Annotated in this window: 13 protein-coding genes and 1 riboswitch; of the genes, 5 read left to right on the top strand and 8 right to left on the bottom strand. The window is 59.7% G+C overall.

Annotated elements, in window-relative coordinates:
• Positions 1 to 66: 66 nt before the first annotated feature.
• Positions 67 to 570, top strand: a complete 504-nt coding sequence (locus LG281_RS09045; RefSeq protein ID WP_404406488.1) for an NUDIX hydrolase — start codon at positions 67 to 69, stop codon at positions 568 to 570.
• A gap of 31 nt (positions 571 to 601) precedes the next feature.
• On the opposite strand, the gene LG281_RS09040 is transcribed toward LG281_RS09045, so the two are convergent.
• Entirely contained in the window at positions 602 to 2110 is a 1509-nt protein-coding gene (locus tag LG281_RS09040; RefSeq protein WP_404406486.1) for an inorganic phosphate transporter, read from the bottom strand.
• A gap of 236 nt (positions 2111 to 2346) precedes the next feature.
• On the opposite strand from LG281_RS09040, the gene LG281_RS09035 reads away from it, so the two are divergent.
• On the top strand, positions 2347 to 2964 hold the full coding sequence (locus tag LG281_RS09035; protein ID WP_404406484.1) for a DUF2062 domain-containing protein: 618 nt from the start codon (positions 2347 to 2349) through the stop codon (positions 2962 to 2964).
• Positions 2965 to 3013: 49 nt separating this feature from the next.
• On the opposite strand, the gene LG281_RS09030 is transcribed toward LG281_RS09035, so the two are convergent.
• The 6 genes from LG281_RS09030 to LG281_RS09005 form a co-directional block, all read right to left on the bottom strand.
• Positions 3014 to 5665 carry an EAL domain-containing protein gene (locus LG281_RS09030; protein ID WP_404406482.1) on the bottom strand — a complete coding sequence of 884 codons (2652 nt, stop codon included), beginning with the start codon at positions 5663 to 5665 and terminating at the stop codon, positions 3014 to 3016.
• 362 nt (positions 5666 to 6027) lie between these two features.
• Complete coding sequence (locus LG281_RS09025; RefSeq protein WP_404406480.1) at positions 6028 to 6465, bottom strand: EamA family transporter; 438 nt, start codon at positions 6463 to 6465, stop codon at positions 6028 to 6030.
• Positions 6393 to 6914: an EamA family transporter gene (locus tag LG281_RS09020; protein ID WP_404406478.1), complete on the bottom strand. Its 522-nt coding sequence runs from the start codon at positions 6912 to 6914 to the stop codon at positions 6393 to 6395. Before LG281_RS09020 ends, LG281_RS09025 begins: the two co-directional genes overlap by 73 nt.
• A 99-nt stretch (positions 6915 to 7013) precedes the next feature.
• Positions 7014 to 7165, bottom strand: a riboswitch (FMN riboswitch).
• A 435-nt stretch (positions 7166 to 7600) separates the two neighbouring features.
• A complete protein-coding gene (locus LG281_RS09015) occupies positions 7601 to 8485 on the bottom strand; it encodes a hypothetical protein (RefSeq protein ID WP_404406476.1) in 885 nt (294 codons plus the stop codon).
• Positions 8485 to 9366, bottom strand: a complete 882-nt coding sequence (locus tag LG281_RS09010; protein WP_404406474.1) for an ABC transporter ATP-binding protein — start codon at positions 9364 to 9366, stop codon at positions 8485 to 8487. Before LG281_RS09010 ends, LG281_RS09015 begins: the two co-directional genes overlap by 1 nt.
• Positions 9359 to 9721, bottom strand: a complete 363-nt coding sequence (locus tag LG281_RS09005; protein WP_404406472.1) for a GntR family transcriptional regulator — start codon at positions 9719 to 9721, stop codon at positions 9359 to 9361. Before LG281_RS09005 ends, LG281_RS09010 begins: the two co-directional genes overlap by 8 nt.
• Before the next feature lie 139 nt (positions 9722 to 9860).
• Between LG281_RS09005 and LG281_RS09000 the strand changes: the two genes are divergently transcribed.
• Positions 9861 to 11741: a monovalent cation:proton antiporter-2 (CPA2) family protein gene (locus LG281_RS09000; RefSeq protein WP_404406470.1), complete on the top strand. Its 1881-nt coding sequence runs from the start codon at positions 9861 to 9863 to the stop codon at positions 11739 to 11741.
• A 39-nt stretch (positions 11742 to 11780) separates the two neighbouring features.
• On the opposite strand, the gene LG281_RS08995 is transcribed toward LG281_RS09000, so the two are convergent.
• Positions 11781 to 12878, bottom strand: coding sequence for an ATP-dependent RecD-like DNA helicase (locus tag LG281_RS08995; RefSeq protein ID WP_404406468.1), 1098 nt, complete (start codon positions 12876 to 12878; stop codon positions 11781 to 11783).
• A gap of 104 nt (positions 12879 to 12982) precedes the next feature.
• Here LG281_RS08995 and LG281_RS08990 point away from each other — a divergent pair, with 104 nt between their 5' ends.
• Both LG281_RS08990 and LG281_RS08985 read left to right on the top strand, forming a co-directional pair.
• The gene (locus LG281_RS08990; protein WP_404406466.1) at positions 12983 to 13525 is read left to right on the top strand and encodes a DUF924 family protein; all 543 of its coding nucleotides are present in this window, start codon (positions 12983 to 12985) and stop codon (positions 13523 to 13525) included.
• A gap of 99 nt (positions 13526 to 13624) precedes the next feature.
• Positions 13625 to 14881: a DUF3422 family protein gene (locus LG281_RS08985; RefSeq protein WP_404406464.1), complete on the top strand. Its 1257-nt coding sequence runs from the start codon at positions 13625 to 13627 to the stop codon at positions 14879 to 14881.
• Positions 14882 to 14905 lie beyond the last annotated feature (24 nt).

Here is a 14905-nt window from a genome sequence, read left to right as displayed (position 1 = left end):
TATGGCCCGTCAAACCCCTGTCTACAATTGATGACAGGCCCTAATGCAACTGGGGATATCTTTTTCATGCTCGATCGCGTGATCGCCATGTTCCGTAATCTGAAGGGCGGTGCCCCCGAGCCCGGCGGACCCCAGTTCGGAGCGCTGCCTTACACCTTCGTGGATGGTCAGCTTGTTGTGCTGTTGATCACCTCGCGCGGACGTGGGAAGTGGATTTTCCCCAAGGGTCGGCAAATTGAGGGGATGACGCCCTGGGACAGCGCGGCCCATGAGGCTTATGAGGAAGCCGGTGTCGAAGGTGAGATCGAAGAAACGCCGATCGGGTCATATTTCCTACCCGTAACCGACGAGCGCCCTGCGCGGGTTGAGGTCAAGATGTTCCCGCTTAAGGTGACGCGCCAGCGCGACGACTGGAAGGAAATGGGGCAGCGGTACCGGCACTGGGCGGTTTTGCCCGAGGCCAAGCGCTTGATTACCCATGACGGACTCGCCGATCTGGCGGCTGCCCTCGCCAGTCGCGAGCAATCGAGGGCTAAGAGCCCAACCGGAAATTCGGACGGGTCGGCCTAGCGGGTCTTGTTTGTTCAGGAAAAGAGGGAAGCTAAAAACCGAAAACAGCCGACATCGCGAAGAAGAGGCCTGCAGAGAGCAAGGCTGATGCCGGAACGGTTATGATCCACGCCGCGCCGATGGAGAAGGCGTGCTGGCGCCGCACGAGATAGCGGCGCTGACGCTTCTGGAAATTGGACACGGCCTCTTCAGGGGTCTTGTTGAGATGATTGGTCTTTAGGAAGACCCCTTCGGGACTCACCGCCTTGTTACGAATGCCGCGGTTGGAAAAGCCCTCGCGCAGGAAGCCTACGCCGAAAACGGCCCCGATTGCGATATGGGTCGAAGACACCGGCAATCCGAGCGCCGAAGCAATCAGAACCGTGATCGCTGCGGCGAGCGCGACACAATAACCACGGATTTCGTTGAGCTTGGTGATCTGTTCGCCGACGGTCCGGATGAGCCTCGGACCGAACAAGGCCAACCCGAGCGCGATGCCAAGAGCGCCGATCGCCAGCACCCAGATCGGCAAGGTGACGGCACCGTCCGATACCGCAGTTCCGGTCCCAACCGCCGCTACGATCGCCGCAAGAGGTCCCACGGCGTTGGCCACGTCATTGGCGCCATGAGCAAAGCTCAGCAGCGCCGTAGCGAAAATCAGGGGAACCCGGAAAAGGGTGCCCACCTGCTTGTTTGTGTTCTCCATATTTCCCGTGCGGCCCCGCACCCAGGGTATCGTCAAGATCCAACCGACACCGGCCAGCACCAACCCGAGCAGCAATACCTCATGGGCCTCAAACGACCACACTCGCTTGAGGCCTTTCATCGCCATATACATGGCGAAGACCCCGCTCATGAGCGCGACGAGCACTGGAACCCATATACGTGCCGCATCGACCTTGTCGGACTTGAAAAGGATTGTCGCGTTGATGACCGCCAGAAGGGCCGCTGCCATAACGCCGCCCAACAGCGGTGAAATCACCCAACTCGCAGCGATCTTGCCCATGGTCGGCCAGATGATTGCGCCAAAACCCGCTGCCGCGATACCGCTGCCAACGACGCCGCCGACCACGGAGTGTGTGGTGGAAACCGGCGCACCGAACAAAGTCGCAAGATTGACCCACAAGGCGGACGACAAGAGGGCGGCCATCATGATCATGATGAAGGCGGTGATCCCCAGTGTCGTTTCGGGCGTGATGATGCTCCGCGAAATCGTCGAGACCACGTCGCCGCCGGCAAGCAGCGCGCCGCCAGCCTCGCAGATCGCTGCAATCGCCAATGCGCCGCCCATCGTCAATGCCTTGGCGCCAACCGCCGGCCCCATATTGTTCGCGACGTCGTTGGCACCGATATTGAGCGCCATATAGGCTGCGATGACCGTCGCGATCATGACCAGATAGCTCAGCGGACTGCCCGAAGCGGCAAAGATCGCCCAGATCAGGGCGGCCAGCAGAAAGACAAGAGCCAGCCCAGGCGCTGCCATGGCGCGGGAACTGTCCCTGGTCGCGGCTTTCAATTGGTCGACGCGCTTGAGATCTTTATCGATTGCACTTTTGGCCATGGGGCTTTCGTATCGCGATTAAGCTGGGCAAGGTTGTTCCGCCGCTCTACAGGAGCGATGTGTCATTGATCATTCGATTTATGACGAAATCGTCATAAATCGTCGTTCTTTGCTACACGCCGGCTTTGGAAATCTGCTGTTTTCCGACCTCGGAGGGTTCAATTCTCTGGAAACCGTTTCCCCTGGGGTTTAGTTTACATGTGAGAATGTTTCCAGACCCCGGAGAAAGAACCTTTATGCCCACGCCCAACGGCCCGCGGAAAAAACCGGTAAGCGCGCGGGTGCGGGACATGGTGTGGCCCCGCATGGGGTTACGCCGCTACCTCACTTATCTGCAGAAAAAGGTGCTGCGATTGAGCGCGAGCCCGCATGCGATTGGCGCAGGCGTGGCCTCGGGCGCCGCCGTTTCGGTCTTTCCTCTGGTGGGGTTGCATTTCTTTCTCGGTTTCGTGCTCGCGTTCGTCACGCGTGGCAACATGCTCGCTGCGGCGATTGGCACAGCCTGGGGCAACCCGATCACTTTTCCCTTATTCTTCTCGCTGAGCTACCAGTTCGGTAGCGCGATCTTTGCGTTTTTCAGGGCTCCGGGCGCAGGAACCGTAAAGATGAGTGCGGAGAATACGGAAGCGCTCTCGGGCGGGCTGTTCGCGCTCGATCTGGGGCAGATTCTCCCGCTCTTTCAGACCATGATGGTCGGCGCGCTGCCGTTGGCGCTTTTTACCTGGGTCTTCTTTTACGTGCTCGTGCGGGGCGTTGTGACGAGCTTTCAGATTGCACGCCGCGCCCGGCTGGCCGCACGGCGCGGAAACGACAAGGCTCCACCGGATACGGCGAACGGCCGTTCCGGGCAATAAAAACGTCCGGGAAAACAGGCTCTCCAGGTCCCTCAGCCGCTGGTAGGTTTCAGCCGGTCTGACGCCAGCGTTCCGAATGGATGAAATCAGCAACGCTTTCCCCGCTCATCGGCCGGGCGAAGGCGTAACCTTGGAGGCTGTCGCAACCCATCTCTTTGAGGATGCGCGCATGTTCAAGCGTTTCCACACCTTCGGCGACGACTTCGACCCCGAGCGAGGCGCCGATATCGACAATAGAGCGCACGAGCCCTTGCTGGGCTACCGACGCTGTAATGGGCATGATGAGCTGCCGGTCGATTTTGAGCCGGTTGGGCTTAAGCTGCAAAAGACTGACGATTGAAGCGTAGCCCGTTCCGAAATCGTCGATCTCGATATCGATCCCCAATTCACGGATTTGGTCGATGGTCCATGAGACCATCGTATCGCTTTCGTCGAGGTAAATCGATTCCACCAATTCAAACGACACGGTGCCCGGTGCGATCTTGAGCGCCTTGAGCGTATCCACAAGCGTCTCGTCGGCCAGCCGACGCGCCGAAACGTTAACCGAAATGCGGGGAACGGCGACTCCCTCCTTTTGCCACTCTGTACGCTGCGCGATGGCCTGTTCAAGGATCTGCTTGTCGAGTGTAGCCACGACATTGAGCTCTTCGGCGATATCCATGAAACGATCGGGACCCAGAAGGCCCATTGTGGGATGCTGCCAGCGTGCCAGCGCTTCGAGCCCGACAATCTCAAGCGTCCTGGCATCGAATTGCGGTTGGTAATGCGCGACAAATGCGTTGGATTCGAGCCCATTGAGGATCTCGTCGGCAGTGCGCTTGGTGTTGACGATTTCGGCCTGCAGCTCTTCCGAGAAGAACTCGTATCGGCTACGCCCCCGGCGCTTGGCGCGGTAAAGGGCAATATCGGCGTTGATGAGCATCTGCTTGGGCGAGACGGTACCGTTTCCGCTCGCAATTCCGATCGAGACGCCGAACCGGCATTCATGCCCTTGATAGGTGACGGGCTGGCGCATTGCCTCGATGATGCGCTCGGAAAGCCGCTTCAATTCGTCGGAAGCCTTGCGGTCGATGCATAGAATAACGAATTCGTCCCCGCCGATCCGAGCCACGAAATCGTCCCGGCGGACGGAGGATTTGAGAATCTCGGCGGCATGGATCAGCATCGCGTCGCCTGCCGCATGTCCGAGCGTGTCGTTGATCTGCTTGAAGCGGTCGAGATCGATATGGAGGATGGAGAACTCCACTCGGGGTTGGGTGTCGTCGCGCGCGTGCATGTCCAGAATTTCGTCGAGGTAACGGCGGTTGGGCAAGCCGGTGAGAGGATCATGGAGCGCGTTATGCTCGATCCGCGCCTTGGCGGTCTCGAGTTCGAAATTCTTGGCTTCGGCTTGTGTCTTGGCCCGCATCAGCGCTTCGGAGAGCTCCGCGTCTGCGGTGACGTCCCAATTGACGCCCACGATGCGTGGGCTCGATCCAGGATCCTGATAAACCGCGCCGATCGCCCGGATATGACGCATCTCCCCGGCTGGCGTTCTGACGCGGTAGTTGGACATGTAGCGCGAACCTGAGCTGATCGCTTCCTTGAACTCTCGTTCGGCACGCTCAAGGTCGTCCGGATGCAGCGCGTTCCGCCAATGCGTATAGTCGCGCGAACCGCCATCGGTGGGCAGGCCGTAGATTTCGTTCATTCTGTCGTCCCAGGAAAGGTCGCCGGTGACGATATTCATCTCCCACACGCCGACCTGCGAGGTTGCCAGCGCCAGTTCGAGCCGACGCGAAAGCCGTGCAAGTTCGATCTCTCGCCGGCGTTGCTCGATCACGCGCCGGCGGCGCTCTTCGCTTAACCGGCTCGCAAGCAGGATGGGGATCAGAACGAGCGCGGCGCCAACCGCCAGAATAAGCTGCAACTGCCAGGTGTTGGGTGGTGTAGTGCTCCACCCCCCGACCGGCCGTGCCGCCAAAAGCCAGCTGCCACTTGGCAAAGCCACGGTTGCAGTAACGGGATCGTCCTTGAGGATCGCGGGATCGCCGAAGAAGACCGATCCGTCGGCGCCCTTGCCGTCCCGCCCCGAGAGCGCGATCTCGAACGGGCTTTCGGGATCGCCGAGTCCGGCCTGGGTGTAAAGCGCCTCGGCATCGATGACCGCTGAAACGATGCCCCAGAAGTGAGAGTGTCCGAGCGCGTCGCGATAGGATACCGGAAATCGCGCAATAAAGCCCGTTCCGCCCTGGACAAGGTCGACAGGGCCGGCCAGGACCATCTGACCGGTATCCTTGGCACGCATCGCCGCTTCGCGCTGCGCGGCATTCGCGTTGTAATCGAGCCCGAGCACCGATGCGTTGCCAGCGAGCGGGTAGACCATCCGCACCACGAGGTCGGGAGCGGCAGCGACATTGCGCAATTGGTTGTCTTGTTCGAATATGTGGGATGCCAACCGCGAGAACCGGTCCTGGTTCATGCGCGGCTCGACCGTGATGGTGCCCACTAATCCGTGCACCAAGTGGATATCGGCGTTAATCTTGCCCTCGAGCCGCGCGCGCACGAGCGAGAGGTGGTCGAGTACGGCGCTGCGCTGGCCCTGCTCGAAATAGGCGCGGTTCTGATAGTCGGCGAAAAAGGCGGCTGCGACCGTGACGGCAAGCGCGATAATCGTGGGAATGGTGTTCGCGCGGAAAAGCGCACGAATGCCGCGCGGCATAATTCTGCGCCTGCCTGCAGGCTTTTTCGCTCCCGCCACTGCCCATGTCCCCGTTTTCTTGACATCATTGTGTATGCCACAGGACTTAATACAGCCTTTAAGGAGGAACCCGCATTTCGTTGGCACGGCCTTTTCGGGTCGCCGACGCGACCTAGCCGGTCTCAAACACCAATCTCCCGGGTCGGATCGCAGGCATCACAGCGCCGTGCTTAACCAGTATGCAATCCCGTCTGGAAATCGCGCGCCAATATGTTTACACTGAAGTCCTTCGCGAGAGCGCGAAGGGCAAGAGCAACCTCCGGCGGTAATATGGAATGCTAATTCCATATTCCGCCGTCTTTTTGTGAGGTGCTGCCAATCCTTTACAGTCGCCCGGTTTCCCTGCGCATTATGTAGAGCGATCCTAGGACGATCATTGCGGCACCCGGCCAGAATGCAGCGTTGGGCGCCGCGCCGAACACCAGCCACCCCAGAGCGATATTGAGTGGCAGCTTGAGATCTTCGAAGGGCTGAAGATAGGCTGCATCGGCGACTGCGTAGGCACGCGTGAGAAGATATTGCGCCGCCGCGGTAAGAACGCCCGCCGTCAACAATATCGTCCAGCCCCCGGCGGGCGGAATGTCCAGGCCCGAGCCGAGATAAACGGCGAAATTGATAGGTGAGAGCAACAAGAGGAGGTAAAGAGCGATCGATTCCGGCATCTCGCTTTTTGTCAGCTCTTTGGTGATCAGCGAGGCGCCCGCCCAAAGCGCCGCCGCGGCGACAGGTAGCAATAAAACACCGAGAATGCCTCCGACCACGGCGCGATGATGATCAGCGCGCCGATGAAGCCGAAGGTGGTTGCACCGACCCGCTGAATCGTCACGCGTTCGTGTAGGAAGAGCGCGGCGCCAGCGAGTACGAAGAACGGTGAGGTTATCGAAAGCGCAATCGCTTGCCACAGCGGCACATGTGCAAGTGCGTAAACCCAGATCTGGACACCCGCTGCCGACATCATCACGCGGGCAAAGTGCAAGACGGGCCTTCGTGTTCGCATTGCCCCGAAACCGCGCCGCCAGACGAGCGGAAGCGCGAACAGGAAGGCGAGAAAGTATTGCCAGAACGCGACGGTCGTCGAGGACAACCCACTTATCATTCCAGCCCATTGCACGGTGATGTTGATGCCGGCGAACGCGATGCCGGCCAAAAGCATCAGCCCAGCACCCGTAAGCGCCGAACCGTGCACAAGTGAGGAGGTCGTCTGGTTCATCTGTCGATCCTTTCGCATACCACCAGGGACCTCAGGGGATGCGGGATCGACGGCGCGATGCCTCCGCCACCATGGCGGATGCCGAGCCTTGAGCGTCACTCCCGTTCTCTTCCATCCGGACTATGACCGTCGGCTTCGGAATCGCACCGAATCTGCTGACCTTCGTTTCATTGAAACGAAGCGCTCGCGGGCTTCAGACCTTTCGGTCCATCACCGCCGGTGGGGACTTCCACCCCGCCCTGAGAACATGTTGCGGCATTTCATCGTGAAAAGCCGATAAAAGAAATAGAATGATTGTGCCGCCAACGCAATCGGCAACCGGAAACAAGAAAAGGACCGCCCTAAGAGAGCGGTCCTTCCATGAAATCGCCATAGAGAATGGCTTGAACCCCTTGCAACCAAGTGGTTCGGAAGGGAGGGTTAACTCAACGAGGGCTGCCTCGCTAAAATCACCTCACACCCAAAGCCACTCCCGCATGCGCGGATCTCACTAGACATTGGATCACCTCCTTTCACTTGGTTGAAACCATGTTGATGGTGCATAGGTTTGCCCGGTTTGGCAAGCGTTCCCTTGGAAAGAATCCATGCAAACTAATGTGAGTGGGTTTCTGATATCGGCGTCTTCTCAAGACCTTAGAGATGATTCATAATTCGTCGGCTTTCGAATCAAAGCTCGTCCTGAGTCTCTAGGCGAGCACGAAACGGCGCCTATATTCGCTCGCCGCATAGATCAGAAGCACTGCAGCCGCCAGCCCTCCGATCATCGATATCCAGTCGATCTGCACGAGCATTTGCGTGATGACTGGCCCCGCTTCGAGCCGCCCGGTTCCTTCCCAAACGGCCTCGAAATCGATGGTATCAATGCCGAAGGTCAGCCGGTTTTGGAGGAATTGCCAGACATAACCGCCGCTGCGCTGGAAGTTGCGCATGGCGATAGCCTCGAATAGCGACACGACGCCCGGAATCAGTACCGAGAGCGGGATTGCCCAACGTCCGAACATCGTGCCCAGAAGCCCAATCCAGCCATAGAATGGCAGGAACCACAGGAGCGAAAGCACGAACAGCGCTGCGGCGATAGCGATCACGTTGAGAAGCGTTGTCATGACTTCTACAACCGATGGCGGACTGAAGCTGGGCAGGAGATTGGCCACGGTGTGGGTCGGGAGATAGGCGATCAGGGCGGTGAATAGCGTCGCGACAAGGATCGCGGCCGGGAAGATCGTCAGCCCCGCGGCCACTTTCGAGGACAGGATCTTGAGATCCGATTGCGGCATGGATTTCCAGAACAGCATCGCATTATTGCGGCCGTCCGCGGAAAAGGCATTGGCGTAGTAGAACGTCAGCGTAATGAGCAGATATATCCACCAGCCCGCGATGCTCACCGACAGAAAGGCCTCATAGAGCCTTAGCGAGCTCGACGGACCATTCGAAAAGCTGGCATCCACGGAATGCCCGACCATGCCGTAAAGCGCTGCGGCCAGCATGAGCCCGATCAAAACCATCGGGGCGACGACGAAAGCAAGCTTGTGCTCGATATATTCGCGCTTGATAAGAGCAATAAAGGCGCGCATCAGGCCGCTCCCGCGTTGAATGTCTCACGCTGCATGAGCGCAACGAAAAGGTCCGACAGCGTCGGCGTGGAGACCTGACCTAGCGGCTTGAGCTCGCTACGGTCTACGCCATCGAAGATCATGACCGTCTGCCCGAAGCGGCTCTCGACATAAATCGGCCCAAGCGCCCTCGCGCTTTCGGCATGTGCCGGATCGGAAATGACGAGTTGCGCGAACTTCTCGTTCACGGTCTCCATCTGCATGTGGACGATCATCTCGCCGTCGCGGATGAACATGATGTCCGAAAGCATGAACTCGATCTCGTCCACCTGGTGCGTGGTGATCAGGAGCGTGCGCTCCTCGGTCATGTAGTCCTCAAGAAGACGGCGATAGAAGCGCTTGCGATAGGTGATGTCGAGCCCAAGCGTGGGTTCGTCGAGCACCAGAAGCTTCGCATCGATCGCCATGACGACAGCGAGGTGAAGCTGTGCGATCATGCCTTTGGAGAGGTTCTTGATCTTGGCCTCGGGCCGGATATCCGTGCCCGAGAGAAACTCGCGTGCCTTGTCCTGACTGAAATTGGGATGGATGTTCGAAAGGAGCGCGAACAGTTCGCGAACGCGCAAGAACCGCGGCAATGAGGCGACGTCCGAAATGAATGCGACGTTGTTCATCAACTGCGTGCGACTTGCGAACGGATCGAGTCCCAGGACCTCGATCTTGCCCTCGCACTGGGTCAGGCCCAGAAGTGCGTTCAGCGTCGTCGTCTTGCCCGCCCCGTTATGCCCGACAAGCCCATAGATGCGGCCTGGCGGAATATCGAAGTCCAGCCCGTGCAGGATTTCGGTCTTGCCGAAGCTCTTGCGGAGCCCCCGTGCTGAAACGATTGGCCTCTCACTCATCACTCTTGCCCTCACGCTTGAGAAGATCGTCGAGACTGAGACCGAGCGAGGCGATGCGCTCCTTGATCATCGGCCAGTCTTCTTCGAGAAATTTTTCACGTTCATGTGTCCGCAGTTTTTCCCGCGCGCCCTCAAGAACGAACATGCCCAGCCCCCTGCGCTTTTCCACGATTTCCAGATCGACGAGAGACTGATAAGCCTTGGTGACGGTCAACGGATTGACCGAAAGGTCGGTGGCAACCTGCCGGACCGAGGGCAGGGGTGCACCTTCGCCTATGGTGCCGCCGAGGATCATCCCGATCATTTGTTGCCGGATCTGGATGAAGATCGGCGTATCGTCTCGCCATTGTGTCATGTATTAACTCTCATAGTGTGTTACATGAGTAGTACACTATATCTGATTTGGCAAGCGCTAATTGCAAGCGCCTCTCTTGCCGGGTTGGTAGGCCCGTTCTAGGTTTGCGCCCAGAGTACCCTAATTGGCCGGAGGACGCATGGCAGGCGAGGCAACACACGCGGCCGCAGAGGCTGCAGCGCACGGGTTCGACCTTTTCCCCGTCGTCGCCATTCTGGCCGCCGGCGTTATTGCCGTGCCGATTTTCAAGCGGTTCGGGCTGGGTTCCGTGCTGGGCTATCTCGCGGCGGGCCTTGCGATCGGTCCGTTCGGGCTGCGCATCGTCAGCGAACCCGAGACGATCCTTCATACTGCTGAACTGGGCGTTGTGATGTTCCTCTTCGTCATCGGGCTCGAAATGCAGCCGCGGCGGCTCTGGAGCCTGCGTAAGGAAATCTTCGGCCTCGGGGTCCTGCAGGTGGCGACATGCGCTACGCTTCTAACGGGCGCGGGCGTGGTGATCGGCCTGCCACCGCTCATCGCGCTTATCGCGGGGCTGGGCTTCGTACTCACTTCAACGGCGATCGTGTTCCAGGTGCTTGAGGAGCGTGGCGAAATCGCTACGCCGGCGGGCCAGAAGATGGTTTCGGTACTTCTGCTCGAAGACCTCGCCATCGTGCCGCTGCTGGCCTTCGTAGCCTTCATCGCTCCCCAGGCTGAAGATGTCTCTCTAGCCGGGCGGCTGACCGGCATCGGTATTGCTGTCGCGGCCATCGCCGGGCTTGTGATTGTTGGCCGGTTCCTCCTGAACCCGCTGTTCCGTATCCTCGCAAACGCGCATGCTCGTGAGGTGATGACTGCCGCCGCGCTGCTAGTCGTGTTGGGCGCTGCTCTCGCGATGGACATCTCCGGCCTTTCGATGGCGATGGGCGCTTTCCTCGCAGGCGTTCTGCTTTCCGAATCCACCTTCCGGCACCAGCTCGAGGCCGATATCGAGCCGTTCCGCGGCATCCTTCTGGGGCTCTTCTTCATCGCGGTCGGTATGTCGCTGGACCTCAATGTGATTGCGCAGAGTTACCCGCTCATTTTGCTCGCGGTGATCGCCTATATGGTCGTCAAATCCGCCGGCATTTATGCCGTGGCGCGATTTCTGCGCTCCTCGCACACAGAGGCGCTTGAGCGGGCCGTGCTCATGGCGCAAGGCGGGGAATTCGCTTTCGTGCTGTTTTCGTCGGCCCTTTCGGTCGGGATTTTGGACGCCGGGATGGCGGCTATCCTCAACGCCACCGTCATTGTCTCGATGATATTGACCCCGCTCGCGATCATGGCAATGACGCGGCTGACGCCCAAGCCCGAGACAGACCTCGATGGCGTTGAGGAAGTGCCCGACGGGCTCTCGGGCTCGGTGCTGATGATCGGCTTTGGTCGCTTCGCTCAACTCGTCAGCCAGCCGCTGCTCGCCAAGGGTGTCGATGTGTCGATCATCGACAACGACGTCGAAATGATCCAGGCTGCCGCCGATTTTGGCTTCAAGGTCTATTACGGAGACGGCACGCGCCCTGATATTCTCCACGCCGCCGGCGCGGGCACGGCAACGGCCATACTCGTTTGCATCGATAAGCCAGAGGACGCGACGCGGATCGCCGAGCATGTCAAATCCGAATATCCCCTCGCCAAGCTCTACGTCCGCGCCTTTGACCGGCAGCATGCGCTCGAACTGGTCCGGATTGGTGTAGACTACCAGATCCGCGAAACCCTCGAATCCGCCCTTGTCTTTGGCTCAGAGGCACTGGTGGCCCTCGGCGTGGATGCCGACGAGGCCCGCGAAATCATTGAGGACGTCCGATTGCGCGACGCCGATCGCTTCGAGATGCAGATCGCCGGAGGCATGATGGCCGGCGCGGACATGCTCCAAGGCAATACGGGCATTCCCAAACCCTCACCGCTGACCAAGCCGCGCCGTCAGGGCACTGCCATCAATCCCGAAGCCGAGGAGATTGTTGCGGCGCGAGAGCGGGAGAAGGCGGAGGAGGCCGGTTAGGCGCGATCCGATATAACCGCATTCCGCGCTGAACGCCGCTCACCGCACGACGGTAATTCGCTCCGCCGCCCGCGTTATACCCGTATAAAGCCACCGCTGTGCCTCCTCTCGAAAGACGAAACTTTCGTCGAAAAGGTAGACATGATCCCACTGGCTGCCCTGCGCCTTGTGGACCGTGAGGCAATAGCCATAGGTAAACTCGTCATATTGCCGGCGGAGCTGCCAGCTCATTTCCGCGTCGTCGCCGGTGAAAAAACCTAGATGCGTGCGCACCTTGGTCTGTACCGAGGTGCGATCGCTATCCTCGGGGTCGATAGTTAACTCAAGCGTGCCGCCGGCGCGCTTTTTGATCTCGGCGACAGACCAGATCTGGCCGTTCAATAGTTTCTTCTGCGGATTGTTCCGCAGGCAGACGAGCCGGTCGCCTTTGACCGGAATATCGGCGGGTAGGCCTTTGAGTTCACGGATACGGTTGTTGTAGTGGAGCCGTGTCTTGTTGCGCCCGACAAGCACCTGATCTGCGTCGAGCACTTCGGCCTGATCGACCTCGCGGCGCGGGACGACCTTACTCTCGCCATATGTACCATAGTCGAGCCCACGCCCTTCCCGGATATCGAGCGAGAGCCGCACGATGGGGTTGTCCCGTGCCTGGCGATGGATTTCGGTGAGCATGACGTCGGGCTCTTCGGCAGTGAAGAAGCCCTGGCCTTGTACCGGAGGGAGCTGGAAAGGATCGCCCAAAACGAGAATTTTTGTGCCGAAGCTCAAAAGGTCCAAGCCCAATGCCTCATCGACCATCGAAACCTCGTCGATGACGATAAGGTCCGCATCCGCCGCAGGCGATTCAGGATCGAGTACGAAGCGCGGCTCGCCTTCTTTCTCGCTCACGCGCGTATAGATCAGCGAATGGATGGTCGAGGCGCCCTTGCAACCGCGCTTGCGCATGACGAGTGCCGCCTTTCCTGTAAACGCGGCGTATTTGACGGTGTCGACGTCCTGCGCCAGATGGCGCGCAAGGGTAGATTTGCCCGTACCGGCCCAGCCGAACAAGCGGAAGACCTGCTTGCCGGCGGGGTCGTTGAGCCAGCTAGAGACTGCCTTGAGCGCAGCGTCCTGCTGGCTGGACCAGACAACCATTTGTGCGCCACACTCCAGTTCGGGTAATCGAGAGAATCATCAGGGTCGAACCGCAACACTAGCGCGGCATCGAGGTCGGTGACCAGTTTGGATGAGGAACAAGAATGCAGGCGAAAGAGGTGCTGGAATTCTGGTTTGAGCGGCACGGTCCCGACGACTGGTTCGGTGGCGACGGTGACTTCGACGATGCTTGCCGTGAGGCGCTTTCGGGGGTTCACGCCAAAGCCGTTCGGGCCGAGCTTTGGGCCTGGCGCGAAACGCCCGAGGGCCGGCTAGCCGAAATCATCCTGCTTGACCAGCTCTCGCGTCAACTTTATCGCGGCCAGCCGCAGGCCTTTTCATCCGACACGATGGCGGTGAGCTTGGCGCAGGAAATCGTCTATCGCGGGCTCGACGAGGGGTTCACCGAACACCAGAAACTCTTTGTCTACATGCCGTTCCAGCACGCGGAATCGCTTCCTATCCAGGAGGAGGCGGTCCGACTCTTCAGATCGCTCGGCAATGACGATTTGCTCCAATACGCGCTCGACCATAGGGATGTCATCGTTCGCTTCGGCCGCTTCCCCAAGCGCAACGCAGCGCTGGGCCGTGCCTCGACTCCCGAGGAAGAAGCCTATATCGCCGAGCGGTCTGAAAGCGTGTTCTGATCGGCACCTGCGGCAGCAGCGCACAGGACCAAAGGCGCATTTTGCCGCGTATGCGCACACGCTACAGTCTTCGCCGAAACTCCGAGCGGGGAACCATCTATGGGCACGCCATATCCATTCCTCCACCCGGACCGCGACGCAGTATTATCCGAATTGCACGCGCGTCCGCTCCACCTGATCGATGCCGGTGTGCGCGTGCGGCGGGTGGTGCTTGTGGTTGCGCCAGTGGCCGGGGCGATGCGCGCGGCGATTGAGCGTTTTTCAGCCTTCGCCACACCCTTGGGCATCGACTGCGCGGAGCGCTCCGCGCGCCAGTACAGTTTTAAAACCGAAACCCGCTGCGTCACCTGGGAATTCCATACGGAATTCATCACCGTTACCTGGTATGCGCCGCTCGACGACAACGAGAACTGGCCCGACGATATCGGTCTGAGCGCGCTGGGCGACGCAAAGCTTGTCGGCGCGACGCGTGTCGATGTCATCGAAGGCGCCGCGCTGCCACAGACGCTTCTGGCGACGTTTCGGCCCGAAAGCCTATGTGCGGCCTCGGTGGAGACCGGTAAGGCGCAAGTCGCGACCGACTTCGTGCCCGACGCGGACGGGTTCACGCGCTTCGAATTTGCCGCCGGAGGGCTCACGGCTTTCCGCCGCTCGATCACGCTAAGACGCCTGCTCGAAATCGAAACCTACAGGACCATGGCGCTGCTCGCCCTGCCGCTCGCGCGCGAGACCGCCCCGACCCTGCGGGCCGCCGAAACGGAGCTCGAAGCGCTGATCGAGGGCCTTTCGAATGCGACAACGCCTGAGCAGATTCAGGAGCGATTGGCGGGACTGCACGCGCTTTCGGTGCGGTCCGGGCAGATTTCGGAAAAACTCGGATACCGCTTCTCGGCGGCGCAGGCCTATGGCGAAATCCTGAGAATGCGGCTGGACAAGCTGCGCGAGGCAACACTGGGGCATGGCTCGTCGCTGACCACTTTTATTGGCAACCGTGTCGAGCCGGCGCTCGCGACTTGCGAGGCGATCAATAAGCGGATCGCGGTGCTCTCGGCCAAGATCGAGCGCGGCATCGAGCTTTTGAACCTGCGGATCGGGCTCGATATGCAGATCCAGAATACACAAGTGCTCGAAACCATCGCCCGGACGTCTCAGAGCCAGTTTCGCCTGCAGCGGACGGTGGAGGGACTCTCGATAATCGCGATTACCTATTATCTTCTGGGCATAATCGGTTACGCGCTGGCCGGACCGCTATCGGTGCTGCACTGGGACAAGACGATGGCGCTCTCAATCGCCGCGCCGTTCGCGCTTTTGGGCGTATGGTTATCGATGCGCGCGATCCGCAAGAAGGTGCATTAAGGACACTCTCAAGAATACCGGCAT

Source organism: Pelagibacterium halotolerans, assembly GCF_044811015.1.
GTDB lineage: Bacteria > Pseudomonadota > Alphaproteobacteria > Rhizobiales > Devosiaceae > Pelagibacterium > Pelagibacterium halotolerans_A.
The sequence above is the reverse complement of the archived record's forward strand: the minus strand, read 5'-3'. Positions and strand labels throughout refer to the sequence as shown.